Genomic DNA, 16,373 nt, shown 5'->3' on the forward strand with positions numbered 1-16,373 from the left:
GTGAGCTCGCCCTACGAACTCGTTCTCGGCGAGGAGCTCGAGGGGCTGCATCCGCGGCTGCGCGCCTACTTCGCGGCGATCCCGCCCGGCCACCACGGCCGGGGCGCCGGGGTCTTCGACCGCGTCGGCACGCCGCGGCGGTGGCTCTGGCCGCTGCTGTGGCTGCTGCAACACGGGGGAGTGCTGTTCCCCGGTTGGCATCGTGATGTGCCGTTCGTCGTGGTCAACCGGCCCAGCGTGACCGCAGGCGGCCTCCCGTCCGTCGCGGCGGTGCGACGCTTCCGCTTCACGGAGGGCGAGCGGGCCATGATCGACTCGATCGAGGCGGTCGACGGCGGGCGACCCGGTCTGGTCGACCACCTCGGCCGGCCGCGGCTGATCGAAGCCCGGCTCGAGGCCGGTGTCGTCGACGGTGCGCTGCACATGCGCTCCACCGCGGTCGCCCTGCACCTCGCTCGCCTCCGGGTGCCCGTTCCCACGGCCATCGCGCCGCGCGTCGCGCTGATTGAGCGCTTCGACGACGGCACGGACTCGCAGCACGTCTCTGTCGAGCTCAGCGCACCGCTGCTCGGTAGGCTCTACGAGTATTCGGGCTCGTTCCACTACGAGATTCGCTCGGGGGTCGGGGAGCAATGAGCAGGCGTGTCGTCATCGCGGGGGCGTCCGGCTTCATCGGGCAGTACCTCTGCGAGAAGTATCGGGCCGCAGGCGATCACGTGGCGACGATCGGGCGCAGCGGAGCGGATGCCGCATGGGGCGACGCCGCGGCGATCACCGCGTTGCTCGACGGGGCCGAGCTGCTCATCAATCTGGCAGGCAAGAGCGTCAACTGCCGCTACACCGCCGCGAACCGTGCCGAGATCATGCGGTCCCGCATCGAGACGACCAGGCAACTCTCCGAGGCGATCGCCGCCTGCGCGCGGCCGCCGGCCCTCTGGGTCAACTCCTCGACCGCGACCATCTACCGCCATGCGGACGACCGGCCGATGACCGAGTCAACGGGCGAGATCGGAACCGGCTTCTCCGTCGGCATCGCAACGGCGTGGGAACGCGAGTTCTTCGCAGCCGAACTGCCGCACACCCGCAGGGTCGCGCTGCGCATGGCGATCGTGCTGGGGGACGGCAGCGCGCTCATCCCGCTGCTGAACCTGGCCCGCTTCGGTGTCGGCGGCGCGCAGCACGACGGCCGCTGGCCGGCAACCGCGAAGCGCCGGGCGGCCGGCACCGTCCACGTGAACCGCAGGACGGCCGGGCGGCAGAAGTTCAGCTGGGTGCACATCGATGACGTCGCAGGCAGCATCGACTTCGTTGAGCGGCATCCGGAGATCGACGGGGTCCTCAACGTCTCTGCCCCATCGCCGAGCGACAACACGACGCTGATGCGCACCCTCCGCCGCATCGTGGGCGCACCGTTCGGGCTGCCGACGAGCCGCTGGATGCTTGAACTCGGCTCTGCCGCCATCCGCACCGAGACCGAACTCGTGCTGAAGAGCCGCTGGGTGGTTCCCGAGCGCCTGATCGAACTCGGCTACCCGTTCGCCTACCCCGAATTGGAGCCGGCGCTCCGCGCAATCGTCGCCGGGCGCACCAGCTGAGCGCCGACTTGTACCCCTCGTGGGTAAACAGCTAAGCTAGAACGTCACGTTTGTGACGATCTATCCGTATGCCCCTCGCAGTATCTCATTCAGCTCTACCGCTGTGAGTGGCCCGAACTTGTCCGTACTGGAGCATCTACTACATGACAATCGTAACGACCGCCAAGGCACCCAAGCAGGTCGCCATCAATGACATCGGATCTGCTGAAGACTTCCTCGCCGCGGTCGAAAAGACTCTGAAGTTCTTCAACGACGGTGACCTCATCGAGGGCACCGTTGTGAAGATCGACCGCGACGAGGTCCTCCTCGACGTGGGCTACAAGACCGAGGGCGTCATTCCCTCGCGTGAGCTGTCCATCAAGCACGACGTTGACCCCAGCGAGGTCGTCAACGTTGGCGACACCGTCGAGGCCCTCGTTCTCCAGAAGGAGGACAAGGAAGGTCGTCTCATCCTGTCCAAGAAGCGCGCACAGTACGAGCGTGCGTGGGGCGACGTTGAGAAGATCAAGGACGCCGATGGCGTTGTCACCGGTTCGGTCATCGAGGTCGTCAAGGGTGGCCTCATCGTTGACATCGGACTCCGTGGCTTCCTCCCGGCTTCGCTCATCGAGCTGCGCCGCGTCCGCGACCTCACGCCGTACCTCGGCCAGGAGATCGAGGCGAAGATCCTCGAGCTCGACAAGAACCGCAACAACGTTGTGCTTTCGCGTCGCGCCCTGCTTGAGCAGACTCAGTCTGAGAGCCGCACCACCTTCCTGAACAACCTTCAGAAGGGTCAGGTCCGCAAGGGCGTCGTCTCCTCGATCGTCAACTTCGGTGCGTTCGTCGACCTCGGCGGCGTTGACGGCCTCGTGCACGTCTCCGAGCTCAGCTGGAAGCACATCGAGCACGCCAGCGAGGTTGTCGAGGTTGGCCAGGAAGTCACCGTCGAGATCCTCGAGGTTGACCTCGAGCGCGAGCGCGTGTCGCTGTCACTCAAGGCAACGCAGGAGGACCCGTGGCAGGTCTTCGCCCGCACCCACGCCATCGGCCAGGTTGCACCGGGCAAGGTCACGAAGCTCGTCCCCTTCGGCGCGTTCGTTCGCGTTGCAGAGGGCATCGAGGGCCTCGTTCACATCTCCGAGCTCTCCGGCAAGCACGTTGAGCTGGCCGAGCAGGTCGTGTCGGTCGGCGACGAGGTCTTCGTCAAGGTCATCGACATCGACCTCGAGCGTCGCCGCATCTCGCTGAGCCTCAAGCAGGCCAACGAGGGTGTCGACCCCGAGGGCACCGAGTTCGACCCGGCCCTCTACGGCATGCTCACCGAGTACGACGAGCAGGGCAACTACAAGTTCCCCGAGGGCTTCGACCCGGAGACGAACGAGTGGCGCGAGGGCTTCGACACCCAGCGCGAGAAGTGGGAGCTGGAGTACGCAGCTGCCCAGGCTCGCTGGGAGGCCCACAAGAAGCAGGTTGCAACCGCGAACGAAGAGGCTGCCGTTGCCGGCGAAGCCGCTGCGGCCGGTTCGACCTTCTCGAGCGAGTCCGCCACCGGTGGCACGCTTGCCGATGACGAGTCCCTCGCCGCACTGCGCGAGAAGCTCTCGGGCGGCAACTAGCATCATCAGCGCTCACCACGCCGAAACGCGCGGTTGAACGCAGCGAAACGGGTCGGTCCTCTTGGACCGGCCCGTTTCGTCGTTGATGCGGGCGTCCGGCAACACTGCCTAGGCTGGGCTCATGCAGATCGGACGCCTCCAGCAGCACGCAGAGTCCTTCCAGCACGGCGCTGACGGCTACGACCGACACCGCCCCGGCTACCCGGAGGAGAGCGTGCGGTGGCTCCGTGGCGCGCCATCCACCCCGCAGGACGTGCTCGACCTCGGGGCGGGAACGGGCAAGCTGAGCGCCGCCATGCTCGCGCACGGCGACAGGGTCACCGCGGTCGACCCCTCCGCCGACATGCTGCGGGTCGCGGCCGAGCGGATGCCGGAGCTCACGACCATCGTCGGCAGCGGCGAGCACATCCCACTGCCGGACGCCAGCGTCGACCTGGTGACGGTCGCCCAGGCCTGGCATTGGATGGACGAGGAGCTCGTGACGCGCGAGGTGGTGCGGGTGCTGCGCCCCGGCGGCCGCCTCGGGCTGATCTGGAACAGTCGCGACGCGGGCGTTCCCTGGGTCGCGGCGCTCTCCACGGCGATGCACGCCGAGCTGAACGCCACGGCCTTCGTGCCGACGCTGGGCGCCGGCATGACGGTCGTCGGCCGGCACGTCGAGCGCTGGACGCAGTGCACGGACCGGGCCGGCATCCTGAACCTCGCCACGACGCGCAGCTACTACCTCGTTGCGGGTGAGGCGGAGCGGGCCGCGATGCTCGCACGGATCGAGGCGGTGCTCGATGCCCACCCGGAGACGCGGGCCGAGACGATCCTGCTGCCCTATGTCACGGAGGGCTGGCTGGCTGTTCCGTGGACCGGCGAGTTCGCCTGAGCCTGGCGATCCAGCGGGTGATCAGCACGACACCGCCGATCATCGCGAGCAGCGCGATCACCGGGGCCAGGATCGCGAGCACGGAGAGCACGACACTGCTGACGTCCTCAGCCGTGCTGATCACGGGGGCTGCGAGTCCGGCGGTGAGCGCATTCGCGACGGGACGAACGCTGAGCTTCGCCAGGTGCACGGCAAGCGCGATCACCGCGCCGATCACGATGGGCACCCACTGATTCGAGCTGAAGAATGCGGCGGGATCGGTGATGGCCACGGTCGTCGCCGAGCTGCCTGAGCCGAACGCGAGCCCGCCGGAGGTCGGCCGCACGACCGTCTGGACGATGTCGTTCACCGAGTCGACACCTGGCACCTTGTCCGCCAGTATCTCGAGCACGAGGAGGACGGCGAGGATTCCGAGCACCCACTCATTCTGCAGCCAGGCCCAGTTCGCCGGCAGCTCGATCAGGCCGGTGAACCGGGAGCCGAGCCCGATGAGAAGCAGGGGGATGTAGGCGTTCAGGCCGGCGGATGCGGCCAGGGCGCTTCCGGTCAGGAACTCCAGCATGTGCCGAGTCTGGCACGGATCCAGGACGCCATGCACGTCTAGACTCTGACTGTGTATCTCATCGGATTGACTGGCGGCATCGCCTCGGGCAAATCGACGGTCGCCCGCCGTCTCGTTCAACACGGCGCGATCCTGATCGATGCGGACGTCCTCGCCCGCAAGGTCGTCGAGCCGGGCACTCCCGGTCTCGCCCGCATCCGCGAGGAGTTCGGTGACGGCGTCCTGAACGCCGACGGCACCCTCGACCGCGAGAAGCTCGGGGCTGTCATCTTCCACGACGAGGACGCCCGCGCCAGGCTGAATGCCATCGTGCACCCGGCCGTGCGCGAGCTGGGGGAGAAGCTCAAGGCTGAGGCAGCCGCCGCGGATCCGGATGCCGTCGTCGTCCACGACATCCCGCTGCTCGTCGAGGCCGGGCGTGCCTCTGAGCCGTTCGACCTCATCGTCGTCGTCGAGGCGCCGAAGAAGACGCGGGTCGCGCGTCTCGTCGAGGAGCGGGGCCTCGACCCGGCTCACGCGCACGCCCGCGTCGAGTCCCAGGCCAGCGACGAGGAGCGACGCGCCATCGCCGACGTCGTGATCGACACCGACGAGAGCCTCGCCCACACTATGAGCCAGGTCGATGACCTCTGGATGCGGGTGCAGTCAGAGCGCACTGTCGGTGGCCGTCCGTAGACTGGATCCATGGAACCCACCCGCGCCGTTCGCCCGTTCGAGGTCGTCAGCGAGTACACCCCGAGCGGTGACCAGCCCGGCGCGATCGCCGACCTCTCCGCCCGCATCAACGCGGGCGAGACGGATGTCGTGCTGCTCGGTGCCACCGGAACGGGAAAGTCGGCGACAACCGCCTGGCTGGTCGAGGCCGTTCAACGCCCGACGCTGGTGCTTGCACACAACAAGACCCTCGCCGCCCAGCTGGCCAACGAGTTCCGCGAGCTGATGCCGCACAACGCGGTCGAGTACTTCGTCTCGTACTACGACTACTACCAGCCAGAGGCCTACGTGCCGCAGACGGACACCTTCATCGAGAAGGACAGCTCGGTCAACGCCGAGGTCGAGCGCCTGCGCCACTCGACGACGAACTCGCTCCTCAGCCGGCGCGACGTCATCGTCGTGTCGACCGTGTCCTGCATCTACGGCCTCGGCACGCCGGACGAGTACATGAACGCCATGGTGGCGCTGCAGGTCGGCCAGAAGGTCAGCCGGGACTGGCTCGTGCGCAAGTTCGTCTCGATGCAGTACCAGCGCAACGACATCGACTTCTCCCGCGGCAACTTCCGGGTGCGAGGCGACACCATCGAGATCATCCCGATGTACGAGGAGCTCGCGATCCGCATCGAGATGTTCGGTGACGAGATCGAGGCGCTCTACAGCCTGCACCCGCTGACCGGCGACGTGGTGCGCAAGCTCGACTCGATCGCCGTCTTCCCCGGTTCGCACTACGTCGCCAGCACCGAGGTGATGCAGAAGGCCATCGTGACCATCCGCGAGGAGCTCGAGTGGCGCCTGGCCCAGCTGGAGCGCGAGGGCAAGCTGCTCGAGGCGCAGCGCCTGCGCATGCGCACGAACTTCGACCTCGAGATGATGGAGCAGATCGGCTTCTGCTCCGGCATCGAGAACTACTCGCGGCACATCGACCAACGTGCGGTCGGCGAGGCCCCGCACTGCCTGCTCGACTACTTCCCTGACGACTTCCTCGTCGTCATCGACGAGTCGCACGTGACGGTTCCGCAGATCGGCGCCATGTACGAGGGCGACTCCTCGCGCAAGCGCACCCTCGTCGAGCACGGTTTCCGCCTGCCGAGCGCGCTCGACAACCGCCCGCTCAAGTTCGATGAGTTCAAGAACCGCGTTGGCCAGACCGTGTACCTCTCGGCGACGCCGGGCAAGTACGAGATGGGAATCGCCGACGGCGTCGTCGAACAGATCATCCGCCCGACTGGTCTCGTCGACCCCGCCATCGTGCTGAAGCCGAGCAAGGGCCAGATCGATGACCTGCTCGAGGAGATCCGGGTGCGCGCGGCCAAGGATGAGCGTGTCCTCGTCACGACGCTCACCAAGAAGATGGCAGAGGAGCTCACCGACTTCTTCACCGAGTCCGGGGTACGGGTGCGCTACCTGCACTCGGATGTCGACACGCTTCGCCGCGTCGAGCTGCTCACCGAGCTGCGCCAGGGCGTGTACGACGTGCTCGTCGGCATCAACCTGCTCCGTGAGGGCCTCGACCTCCCCGAGGTCTCACTCGTGGCGATCCTGGACGCCGACAAGGAAGGCTTCCTGCGCTCGGCGACCTCGCTCATCCAGACGATCGGCCGTGCGGCCCGAAACGTGTCAGGCGAGGTGCACATGTACGCGGACCGCGTCACCGACTCGATGGCTAAGGCCATCGAGGAGACGACGAGGCGCCGCGAGAAGCAGGTCGCGTACAACCTCGCCAACGGCATCGACCCGCAGCCGCTCCGGAAGCGCATCGCCGACATCACCGACGTGCTGGCGCGGGAGGAGGCGGACACCGCCGAGCTGCTGGCCGGGCGCGACGGCCGCAAGAAGTCGCCTGTGCCGAACCTGCGCCGCGAGGGCATCGCATCGGCCGGGGGCAACGAGCTGGAGTCGCTCATCGCCGATCTCAACGAGCAGATGCTGCAGGCGGCCGGCGAGCTCAAGTTCGAGCTGGCTGCCCGCCTCCGCGACGAGCTCTCCGAGATCAAGCGGGAGCTCCGCCAGATGGAGAAGGCCGGCCACCTTGACTGATGCCGTGCCGCTGTTGGTGGTCGCCGGGTTGCTCCTGGCGGGTTTCCTGCTGTGGCCGCTGCTGGCGCCCCCCATGCTCGCCGCCGAGAGGGCGCGCCGGCGCAAGAGCGTCGGCTCCGGCATGCTCGGCGTCGTCGACGAGGTGTTCCGGCCGCAGGCGCACGACGCCCACCTGGTCTGGGAGGCCCAACAGGAGCTGCCAGCACCCGCGCCCTTGCCAGGCGACGGGCCCCTGGCGTCCGGCCGGATCCGCATCACGCTCCCGCCGAGCCGTTAGCGGCGCTCCGCGGGCTGGCGCACGTCGGCTGAATGTTCGCCGCGAGCGTGTAGAACGAGTCTTCGAATGAGTCGCTTTTCTCGTAGACTCGTCTGGTGTCAGTTTCTCGAGTCGAATCCACGTCCAAGCTGAGTGTTCGCGGCGCCCGCGTGCACAACCTCCACAATGTCGATCTGGAGATCCCGCGCGACTCGCTCGTGGTCTTCACCGGCCTCTCCGGCTCCGGGAAGTCCTCGCTGGCATTCGACACGATCTTCGCGGAGGGGCAGCGGCGCTACGTCGAGTCGCTCTCGGCGTACGCCCGCCAGTTCCTCGGCCAGGTGGACCGGCCGGATGTCGACTTCATCGAGGGTCTGAGCCCGGCCGTCTCGATCGACCAGAAGTCGACGAACCGCAACCCGCGCTCCACCGTCGGCACGATCACCGAGATCTACGACTACATGCGCCTGCTCTGGGCCCGCGTCGGCGTTCCGCACTGCGCCGTCTGCGGCGAGAAGATCCAGCGCCAGACCGTGCAGCAGATCGCCGACCAGCTGATGGAACTGGCGGAGGGCACCCGCTACCAGGTGCTGAGTCCCGTCGTCTCGCAGAAGAAGGGCGAGTTCGTCGACCTGTTCAAGGAGCTCGCGGCATCCGGCTACTCGCGCGCCATCGTCGACGGCGAGCAGATCCAGCTCTCCGACCCGCCGACGCTCAAGAAGCAGATCAAGCACGACATCTCCGTCGTCGTCGACCGTCTCGTCGCCGCCGACGATCTGCTCAGCCGCCTCACCGACTCGCTCGAGACGGCCCTGCGCCTGACCGATGGCCTCGTGCGCATCAACTTCGTCGACAAAGAGGGCGACGAGGCGTGGCACACCTTTTCCGAGAAGCTCTCCTGCCCGAACAACCACCCGATCCAGCTCACCGAGATCGAACCGCGCACCTTCTCGTTCAACGCGCCGTTCGGTGCCTGCCCGGAGTGCTCCGGCCTCGGCACGCGCATGTCGGTGGACGAGGACCTGCTGCTCGGCGACCCGGAGCTCAGCATCGCCGAGGGCGTCATCCTGCCGTGGACGACGCAGGGCAAGGGGCTGTTCAGCTACTACGAGAAGCTGCTCGAGGGCCTCGCCCGCGACCTCGACTTCGACCTCACGACCCCGTGGCAGAAGCTGCCGGCCGATGTGCGCGCCGCCGTGATGAACGGCGACAACTTCGAGGTCAAGGTGAAGTGGAAGAACCGCTACGGCCGCGAGGTGAGCTACACCTCCGGCTTCGAGGGCGTCGTTCCCTACATCGAGCGCCAGTACGCCCAGGCGGAGACCGACAACCAGCGCGCCCGCTGGGCCGAGTACCTGCGCGAGGTGGCCTGCCAGGTCTGCAACGGCAAGCGGCTGAAGCCCGAGGTGCTCGCCGTGCACATCCACGGCGAGAGCATCGCGGATGTCTGTGAGCTCAGCCTCAGCGACGCACGCAGCTTCATGGACAAGCTCGAACTCACCGAGCGCGAGCAGGCCATCGCGGCCCAGGTGTTGCGCGAGATCAAGCTCCGCCTCGACTTCCTGGTCAAGGTCGGCCTCAACTACCTGAACCTGGCCCGCGCCGCGGCGACGCTCTCGGGCGGCGAGGCCCAGCGCATCCGCCTGGCCACCCAGATCGGTTCCGGCCTGACGGGCGTGCTCTACGTGCTCGACGAGCCGAGCATCGGCCTGCACCAGCGTGACAACCGCCGCCTGATCGAGACCCTCGTCGCACTCCGCGACCTGGGCAACACGCTGATCGTCGTCGAACACGATGAGGACACGATCCGCACCGCAGACTGGATCGTCGACATCGGACCGGGCGCTGGCGTCAACGGCGGCCGGGTCGTGCACTCCGGGTCCTACGACGCACTGCTCGGCAACCCGGAGTCGCTCACCGGCGACTACCTGGCCGGCCGACGCCAGATCGTCACCCCGCACACGCGCCGCCCGGTCGACCCTGAACGGCAGATCTCGGTCATCGGAGCGCAGGCGAACAACCTGCGCAAGGTGAGCGCCGACTTCCCGCTCGGCACCTTCACCGCCGTCACCGGAGTGAGCGGCTCCGGCAAGTCCTCGCTCGTCAATGACATCCTGTACCGGGTGCTCGCCAACAAACTCAACGGCGCCCGCAAGCTGCCGGGCAAGCACACCAGGGTCACCGGCCTCGACCACCTCGACAAGGTGATCCACGTCGACCAGGCCCCGATCGGCCGCACGCCGCGCTCGAACCCCGCGACGTACACGGGCGTCTTCGACCGCATCCGCAACCTCTTCGCCGAGACGATCGAGGCGAAGACGCGGGGCTACCTGCCCGGCCGCTTCAGCTTCAACGTCAAGGGCGGCCGCTGCGAGGCGTGCTCGGGCGACGGCACGATCAAGATCGAGATGAACTTCCTGCCTGACGTCTACGTCGACTGCGAGGTCTGCCACGGTGCGCGCTACAACCGCGACACCCTGACCGTGCACTACAAGGGCAAGAACATCGCCGAGGTGCTGCAGATGCCGATCAGCGAGGCGGCCGAGTTCTTCGAACCGATCTCGGCGATCCACCGCTACCTGAAGACCCTCGTCGAGGTCGGCCTCGGCTACGTGACGCTCGGCCAGAGCGCGACGACCCTCTCCGGCGGCGAGGCGCAGCGCGTCAAGCTCGCCACCGAGCTGCAGAAGCGCTCCAATGGGCGCAGCGTCTACGTGCTCGACGAACCGACGACCGGTCTCCACTTCGAGGACGTGCGCAAGCTCCTCATCGTGCTGAACGGCCTCGTCGACAAGGGCAACACCGTCATCGTCATCGAGCACAACCTCGATGTGATCAAGAGCGCCGACTGGGTCCTCGACCTCGGGCCGGAGGGCGGATCCGGCGGCGGCAAGGTCATCGCGACGGGAACGCCGGAACAGGTCGCCGCGAACAAGAAGAGTCACACCGGCGTCTTCCTGAAGGAAGTCCTCGCGGCTGACGCTGCTTCTGCGAATCGCGCGACCGCGGCGATCGCGGGCTGAGCGGCGCGGAGTATCGATGGCGAATGTGCTGAGTTACCGGCCCAAGACGGGGGAGATCCCCACGGAGCCGGGGGTCTACCGCTTCCGCGACCAGAATTCCCGGGTGCTCTACGTCGGTAAGGCGAAGAACCTGCGCGCGCGGCTCAGCAACTATTTCGCGCCGCTGGAGAGCCTGCACGAGCGCACCAGGCGCATGGTCACGACGGCGACGAGCGTCGAGTGGACGGTCGTCGGCAGCGAGGTCGAGGCGCTGCAGCTCGAGTTCACCTGGATCAAGGAATTCGACCCGCCGTTCAACGTCATGTTCAAGGACGACAAGTCCTACCCCTACCTGGCCGTCACCCTCGCCGAGGAGGCGCCGCGTGCCCTGGTCACGCGAACGACAGGGATCAAGGGCGCCAGGTACTTCGGTCCGTACCCCAAGGTGTGGGCGGTCTACGACACCATCGAGCTGATGCTCAAGGCCTTCCCGATCCGCACGTGCAAGGACTCCGACTACAAGCGCGCCATGCAGTCGGGCAAGCCGTGCTTCGCCGGGCAGATCGGCCGCTGCTTCGGCCCGTGCTCCGGGCTGGTCAGCATCGAGGAACACCGCGAGATCGTGAAGCGTTTCGTCAGCTTCATGGGCAGCCAGGACCGCAAGCTGATCAACGAGCTCACCCAGGAGATGAAGGCGGCATCCGCCGCGCTGAACTTCGAGCTCGCGGCAAAGCGACGCGACCAGGTCGCCGCGCTCGAGGCGGTGCTCGAGAAGAGCGCCGTCGTGCTGCGCGACTCGGTCGACATCGACCTCTTCGGCATCGTGCACGACGAGCTCGCTGCGGCCGTGCAGCAGTTCGTCGTGCGCGGCGGTCGTATCCGCGGTGTGCGCGGCTGGGTCGTCGACAAGGGCCTCGACGCGTCGATGGGCGAGCTCGTCGACTCGATCGTGCAGACCGTGTACAACGAGAACAATCCGCCGCCGCGGGAGATCGTCGTGCCCGAGCTGCCTGACGACGCGGCAGCGCTCGAGGAATGGCTGCGGGGGATGGCCGGCGTCAAGGTGCAGGTGCGTGCGGCTCAGCGCGGCGAGAAGGCGGCGCTGCTCGCCACCGCCACCCAGAACGCCGCCCACTCGCTGATGCTCTACAAGACGCGGCGCAGCTCCGACTTCACGGCCCGCTCCAAGGCGCTCGAAGACATCCAGGAGGCGCTCGGGATGACGGAGGCCCCGCTGCGCATGGAGTGCTACGACGTGTCGCACCTCGGCGGGACCAACATCGTCGCGAGCATGGTCGTGTTCGAGGACGGGCTGCCGCGCAAGGATCAGTACCGGCGCTTCAACATCCCCGAATCCACCGACGACACCGATTCGATCTATCGCACGCTCACCCGGCGGCTGGCCCATCTGCGCGAGGAGGCAGCCACCCCGGTTGCCGACCCCGCCGCGGAGGAGGGCGCGGGGGAGAAGCGCCGCAAGTTCAGCTACCCGCCCAATCTGCTCATCGTCGACGGCGGGCAACCGCAGGTCGAGGCCGCCGCGCGCGCGATGCGGGAATCCGGCGTGCAGGGGATCCAGCTCTGTGGCATCGCCAAGCGCCTGGAGGAGATCTGGCTGCCTGACTCCGACTACCCGGTGATCCTGCCGCGCAACAGCGACGCCTTGTTCCTGTTCCAGCGGATCCGTGACGAGGCGCACCGCTTCGCGATCACGCATCAACGGGCGAGCCGCAAACGGGACATCAACTCGGTGCTCGGCGAGATTCCCGGGCTCGGACCGGCCAGGGTCGCCGTGCTGCTGAAGCATTTCGGCTCCGTTTCGCAGCTGAAACAGGCCAGCCCCGAGGCGATCGCGGAGGTTCGGGGTGTCGGACCGGCACTCGCACAGGCGATCCACCAGCACTTGCGTGCCTGAATCGCTCGGCGCTCGGTAGGCTAGAGTCCCACCAGTTCTTCTAGCGAAGGTGAGAATCTGCCATGGCGGATGCCCGGCAGCACGAGATGCTGATCGTCACGGGAATGTCCGGAGCCGGTCGTTCGACCGTAGCGAACGCTCTTGAAGACCTCGGTTGGTACGTTGTCGACAACCTCCCCCCGCAGATGCTGCGCCCCTTCGTCGATCTCGCCGGGCGCGCCGGATCGAGCCTGCCCAAGATCGCGGCCGTCGTCGACATCCGCGGCGGCAACTTCTTCTCCGAGCTGCAGGAGATCATCCAGGCGCTCCGCGCCGGCGGAACGGAGCTGCGGGTCGTCTTCCTCGATGCATCGGACGATGTGCTGGTGCGCCGCTTCGAGTCGGTGCGCCGGCCCCACCCGCTGCAGGGCGATGGGACGCTGCTGGACGGCATCGCGGCCGAGCGGGCGCGCATCGCGGCGATCCGCGGGGCGAGCGACATCCTCATCGACACCACGGAACTGAACATCCACCAGCTGGCGACGGCAACGCGGGAGCGGTTCTCCGAGCAGGATGTCGCCGGCGTGAGTGTGACGCTGCTGAGCTTCGGCTTCAAGTACGGCGTGCCGACGGACGCCGACATGGTCGCGGACGCCCGTTTCCTCCCCAACCCGTTCTGGGTTCCCGAATTGCGCCCCCACACCGGCCTCGACGGCGATGTCGCCGACTATGTGCTCGGACAGCCGGGCGCCCACGAATTCCTCGAACGCTACGCAGCCGCACTCGAGCCAGTGCTCGCCGGCTACCAGCGCGAGAATAAACGTCACGTCACGATCGCCGTCGGTTGCACCGGCGGCAAGCACCGCTCCGTCGCCATGGTGAAGGAGCTGTCGACATTGATCGGCGGCCTTCCCCGGGTGGCAGTGAGTGTGAGGCATCGGGACCTCGGACGCGAATAGGCAGCCGCACCCGGCTGCCTGTCCACGCCTTTTGGCACTGCAAAGAATGGAAACACGATTGGCTCTCACCGCCGACGTTAAAGAAGAACTCTCCCGAGTCGAGGTCGCAAAGACCACGGTCCGGGCGGCCGAGCTCGCGACGATCCTGCGCTTCTCCGGAGGTCTGCACATGATCTCCGGCCGCATCGCCGTCGAATCCGAGCTCGACTCAACCGTGCTCGCGCGCCGCGTGCGCAAGGATCTCGCCGAACTCTATGGTGTGCGCAGCGACGTCTCTGTGATCGCGGCCTCCGGGCTTCGTCGCACCAACAACTACCTCGTCCGCGTGCTGGAAGGTGGCGAGACGCTCGCCCGCCAGACCGGCCTGCTCGACGCCCGCCGCCGCCCGATCCGTGGTCTGCCGAACCGCCTGACCACGGGCTCGCGTGAGGAGATCGCCGCCGTGTGGCGTGGAGCGTTCCTCGCGGCAGGCACCCTGACCGATCCTGGCCGCTCCGCAGCACTGGAGATCACGTGCCCTGGCAACGAGGCAGCCATGGCCCTGGTCGGCGCCGCCGGCCGTCTCGGGATCGCCGCGAAGGCCCGTGAGGTGCGCGGTGTCCACCGTGTGGTGATCCGGGACGGAGACGCCATCAGCGCGATGCTCGTGCACATGGGTGCAGAGCAGACGGTGCGCAACTGGGAAGAGCTGCGCCAGCGCCGTGAGGTGCGGGCCACCGCGAACCGCCTGGTCAACTTCGACGACGCGAACCTCCGCCGCAGCGCGCAGGCCGCCGTCGCCGCATGCGCCAGGGTCGAGCGCGCCATGGAGATCCTCGGCGCCGACATCCCCGATCACCTGAAGTACGCGGGGGAGCTGCGCCTGCGTTTCCGCGACTCCAGCCTCGACGAACTCGGCCACCACGCCGAGCCGCCGATGACCAAGGACGCCGTGGCCGGCCGCATCCGCCGCCTGCTCGCGATGGCGGACAAGAAGGCGGCGGATCTCGGCATCCCCGGAACCGACGCCAACCTTCCCGCCGACCTGGATGACGTCTGATTTCGCGGTCGCGGAACATGATCGGTGGCCCCATGGTTGCCATCAGTAGACTGAAAATGTCGCAATCGGTCGCGAATCTCGCGGTCACGAAAGAGGAGAAAATCAATGGCTGAATACACGCTGCCTGAGCTCGCCTACGACTACTCGGCACTCGAGCCGAGCATCAGCGGTGCGATCATGGAGTTGCACCACAGCAAGCACCACCAGGCCTACGTGACCGGGGCGAACACCGCGCTCGCCCAGCTCGCCGAGGCTCGTGACAACGGCAACCTGGCGAACGTCAACAAGCTGCAGAAGGACCTCGCCTTCAACCTCGGCGGCCACGTCAACCACTCGATCTTCTGGACCAACATGTCGCCGAACGGTGGCGACAAGCCGGTCGGCGAGCTCGCCGCCGCGATCGACGACTTCTTCGGTTCCTTCGAGAAGTTCCAGGCGCACTTCACCGCGACCGCCCTCGGCGTGCAGGGTTCGGGCTGGGCGGTTCTGGCCTGGGACTCGATCGGCCAGCAGCTGATCATCCAGCAGTTCTTCGACCAGCAGGCGAACTTCGCAGCAGGCACGGTTCCGCTGCTCATGCTCGACGTCTGGGAGCACGCCTACTACCTCGACTACCGCAATGTTCGGGCCGACTACGTCAAGGCCTTCTGGAACATCGTCGACTGGGCCAACGTGCAGTCACGCTTCGACGCAGCGCGCGTAAAGACCAACGGCCTGCTGATACTGTCATAGCGGATGGTGTCCCCGGGCACCGCCAGGGGACACCGTCGTCTCATTCTTGTTTCGTCCATCCCACGCGCTCAGCGCCTCAGTAACAGGAGTACTTTCGTGACCGTCAAGATCGGTATCAACGGATTCGGCCGCATTGGCCGCAACTACTTCCGCGCCGCCCTCGCCAAGGGCAGCGACATTGAGATTGTTGCGGTCAATGACCTCACCGATCCCAAGACCCTCGCTCACCTGCTCAAGTACGACTCTGTCGCCGGGCGCCTCGACGCCACCGTCGAGCTTCAGGGCGACAGCATCGTCGTCAACGGCAAGGCCATCAAGGTCCTCGCCGAGCGTGACCCGTCGAACCTCCCCTGGGGTGAGCTGGGTGTCGACATCGTCATCGAGTCCACCGGTTTCTTCACCAAGGCTGAGCTTGCCCGCAAGCACATCGAGGCCGGCGCCAAGAAGGTCCTCGTCTCCGCTCCCGCCACCGGCGAGAACGTCGCGACCATCGTTCTCGGTGTCAACGAGCAGAGCTACGACGCAGCGGTCCACGACGTCATCTCCAACGCCTCCTGCACCACGAACTGCCTCGCGCCGCTGGCTCAGGTCTTCCTGGACAACTTCGGCATCGAGCGTGGCCTGATGACCACCGTTCACGCCTACACGGCAGACCAGAACCTGCAGGACGGCCCGCACAGCGACCTCCGCCGCGCCCGTGCAGCAGCCGTCAACATCGTTCCGACCTCCACCGGTGCTGCCAAGGCCCTCGGCCTCGTCATCCCCGAGCTCGTCGGCAAGCTCGACGGCTACGCGCTGCGTGTTCCGATCCCCACCGGCTCCATCACCGACCTGACGGTCACCGCTTCGCGCCCCGTCACCGTCGAAGAGGTCAACGCCGCGTACAAGGCTGCAGCAGAGGGCCCCCTCAAGGGCATCCTCAGCTACACCGAGGACCCGATCGTCTCCAGCGACATCGTCGGCGACCCGCACTCCTCGATCTTCGACGCCGGCCTCACCAAGGTGATCGGCGACCAGGTCAAGGTTGCTTCCTGGTACGACAACGAGTGGGGCTACTCCAACCGTCTGGTTGACCTCACCGTCTTCGTCTCCGAGACCCTCTAAGCGGGTA

Annotated in this window: 14 protein-coding genes; 13 read left to right on the plus strand and 1 reads right to left on the minus strand. The window is 67.0% G+C overall.

The annotated features are described in order from the left end of the window. The 4 genes from EV379_RS06795 to EV379_RS06810 all read left to right on the plus strand — a co-directional run bounded on the left by EV379_RS06795 (position 1) and on the right by EV379_RS06810 (position 4,067). Positions 1-636: a DUF4166 domain-containing protein gene (locus EV379_RS06795; protein WP_130505466.1), complete on the plus strand. Its 636-nt coding sequence runs from the start codon at positions 1-3 to the stop codon at positions 634-636. Continuing rightward, entirely contained in the window at positions 633-1,595 is a 963-nt protein-coding gene (locus EV379_RS06800; RefSeq protein WP_130505467.1) for an epimerase, read from the plus strand. Before EV379_RS06795 ends, EV379_RS06800 begins: the two co-directional genes overlap by 4 nt. Before the next feature lie 143 nt (positions 1,596-1,738). Further along, positions 1,739-3,193, plus strand: coding sequence for a 30S ribosomal protein S1 (gene rpsA, locus EV379_RS06805; RefSeq protein ID WP_130505468.1), 1,455 nt, complete (start codon positions 1,739-1,741; stop codon positions 3,191-3,193). Positions 3,194-3,314: 121 nt separating this feature from the next. Further along, complete coding sequence (locus EV379_RS06810; protein WP_130505469.1) at positions 3,315-4,067, plus strand: class I SAM-dependent methyltransferase; 753 nt, start codon at positions 3,315-3,317, stop codon at positions 4,065-4,067. Here EV379_RS06810 and EV379_RS06815 read toward each other — a convergent pair. After that, positions 4,021-4,629, minus strand: a complete 609-nt coding sequence (locus EV379_RS06815; RefSeq protein WP_130505470.1) for a DUF4126 domain-containing protein — start codon at positions 4,627-4,629, stop codon at positions 4,021-4,023. The two genes, EV379_RS06810 and EV379_RS06815, sit on opposite strands and share 47 nt — an antisense overlap. A 51-nt stretch (positions 4,630-4,680) precedes the next feature. Between EV379_RS06815 and coaE the strand changes: the two genes are divergently transcribed. The 9 genes from coaE (at position 4,681) to gap (ending at position 16,366) form a co-directional block, all read left to right on the plus strand. Continuing rightward, the gene (gene coaE / locus EV379_RS06820) at positions 4,681-5,304 is read left to right on the plus strand and encodes a dephospho-CoA kinase (protein ID WP_130505471.1); all 624 of its coding nucleotides are present in this window, start codon (positions 4,681-4,683) and stop codon (positions 5,302-5,304) included. Between the two features lie 9 nt (positions 5,305-5,313). After that, positions 5,314-7,380 carry an excinuclease ABC subunit UvrB gene (uvrB, locus tag EV379_RS06825; RefSeq protein ID WP_130505472.1) on the plus strand — a complete coding sequence of 689 codons (2,067 nt, stop codon included), beginning with the start codon at positions 5,314-5,316 and terminating at the stop codon, positions 7,378-7,380. Then, positions 7,373-7,657, plus strand: a complete 285-nt coding sequence (locus EV379_RS06830; protein ID WP_130505473.1) for a hypothetical protein — start codon at positions 7,373-7,375, stop codon at positions 7,655-7,657. Before uvrB ends, EV379_RS06830 begins: the two co-directional genes overlap by 8 nt. 95 nt (positions 7,658-7,752) lie before the next feature. Next, positions 7,753-10,659, plus strand: coding sequence for an excinuclease ABC subunit UvrA (uvrA, locus tag EV379_RS06835; RefSeq protein ID WP_130505474.1), 2,907 nt, complete (start codon positions 7,753-7,755; stop codon positions 10,657-10,659). 16 nt (positions 10,660-10,675) lie between these two features. After that, complete coding sequence (gene uvrC / locus EV379_RS06840) at positions 10,676-12,553, plus strand: excinuclease ABC subunit UvrC (protein ID WP_130505475.1); 1,878 nt, start codon at positions 10,676-10,678, stop codon at positions 12,551-12,553. Between the two features lie 62 nt (positions 12,554-12,615). Continuing rightward, entirely contained in the window at positions 12,616-13,491 is an 876-nt protein-coding gene (gene rapZ, locus EV379_RS06845; protein WP_130505476.1) for an RNase adapter RapZ, read from the plus strand. 58 nt (positions 13,492-13,549) lie between these two features. Continuing rightward, entirely contained in the window at positions 13,550-14,530 is a 981-nt protein-coding gene (gene whiA / locus EV379_RS06850; protein WP_130507340.1) for a DNA-binding protein WhiA, read from the plus strand. 105 nt (positions 14,531-14,635) lie between these two features. Continuing rightward, the gene (locus tag EV379_RS06855) at positions 14,636-15,262 is read left to right on the plus strand and encodes a superoxide dismutase (protein WP_130505477.1); all 627 of its coding nucleotides are present in this window, start codon (positions 14,636-14,638) and stop codon (positions 15,260-15,262) included. A 96-nt stretch (positions 15,263-15,358) separates the two neighbouring features. After that, positions 15,359-16,366 (plus strand): type I glyceraldehyde-3-phosphate dehydrogenase, encoded by a 1,008-nt coding sequence (gene gap, locus EV379_RS06860; RefSeq protein WP_130505478.1) that lies wholly within the window; start codon positions 15,359-15,361, stop codon positions 16,364-16,366. Positions 16,367-16,373 lie beyond the last annotated feature (7 nt).

It is taken from the genome of Microterricola gilva, from assembly GCF_004217495.1.
Classification (GTDB): Bacteria; Actinomycetota; Actinomycetes; order Actinomycetales; family Microbacteriaceae; genus Microterricola; species Microterricola gilva.

What these genes read in the sequence shown, in the direction of transcription:
- EV379_RS06800 (WP_130505467.1), top strand. Translation starts at nt 633, where the DNA reads ATGAGCAGGCGTGTCGTCATCGCGGGGGCGTCCGGCTTCATCGGGCAG.
- rpsA (WP_130505468.1), top strand. Translation starts at nt 1,739, where the DNA reads ATGACAATCGTAACGACCGCCAAGGCACCCAAGCAGGTCGCCATCAAT.
- EV379_RS06810 (WP_130505469.1), top strand. Translation starts at nt 3,315, where the DNA reads ATGCAGATCGGACGCCTCCAGCAGCACGCAGAGTCCTTCCAGCACGGC.
- EV379_RS06815 (WP_130505470.1), bottom strand. Translation starts at nt 4,629, where the DNA reads ATGCTGGAGTTCCTGACCGGAAGCGCCCTGGCCGCATCCGCCGGCCTG.
- uvrB (WP_130505472.1), top strand. Translation starts at nt 5,314, where the DNA reads ATGGAACCCACCCGCGCCGTTCGCCCGTTCGAGGTCGTCAGCGAGTAC.
- uvrC (WP_130505475.1), top strand. Translation starts at nt 10,676, where the DNA reads ATGGCGAATGTGCTGAGTTACCGGCCCAAGACGGGGGAGATCCCCACG.
- rapZ (WP_130505476.1), top strand. Translation starts at nt 12,616, where the DNA reads ATGGCGGATGCCCGGCAGCACGAGATGCTGATCGTCACGGGAATGTCC.
- EV379_RS06855 (WP_130505477.1), top strand. Translation starts at nt 14,636, where the DNA reads ATGGCTGAATACACGCTGCCTGAGCTCGCCTACGACTACTCGGCACTC.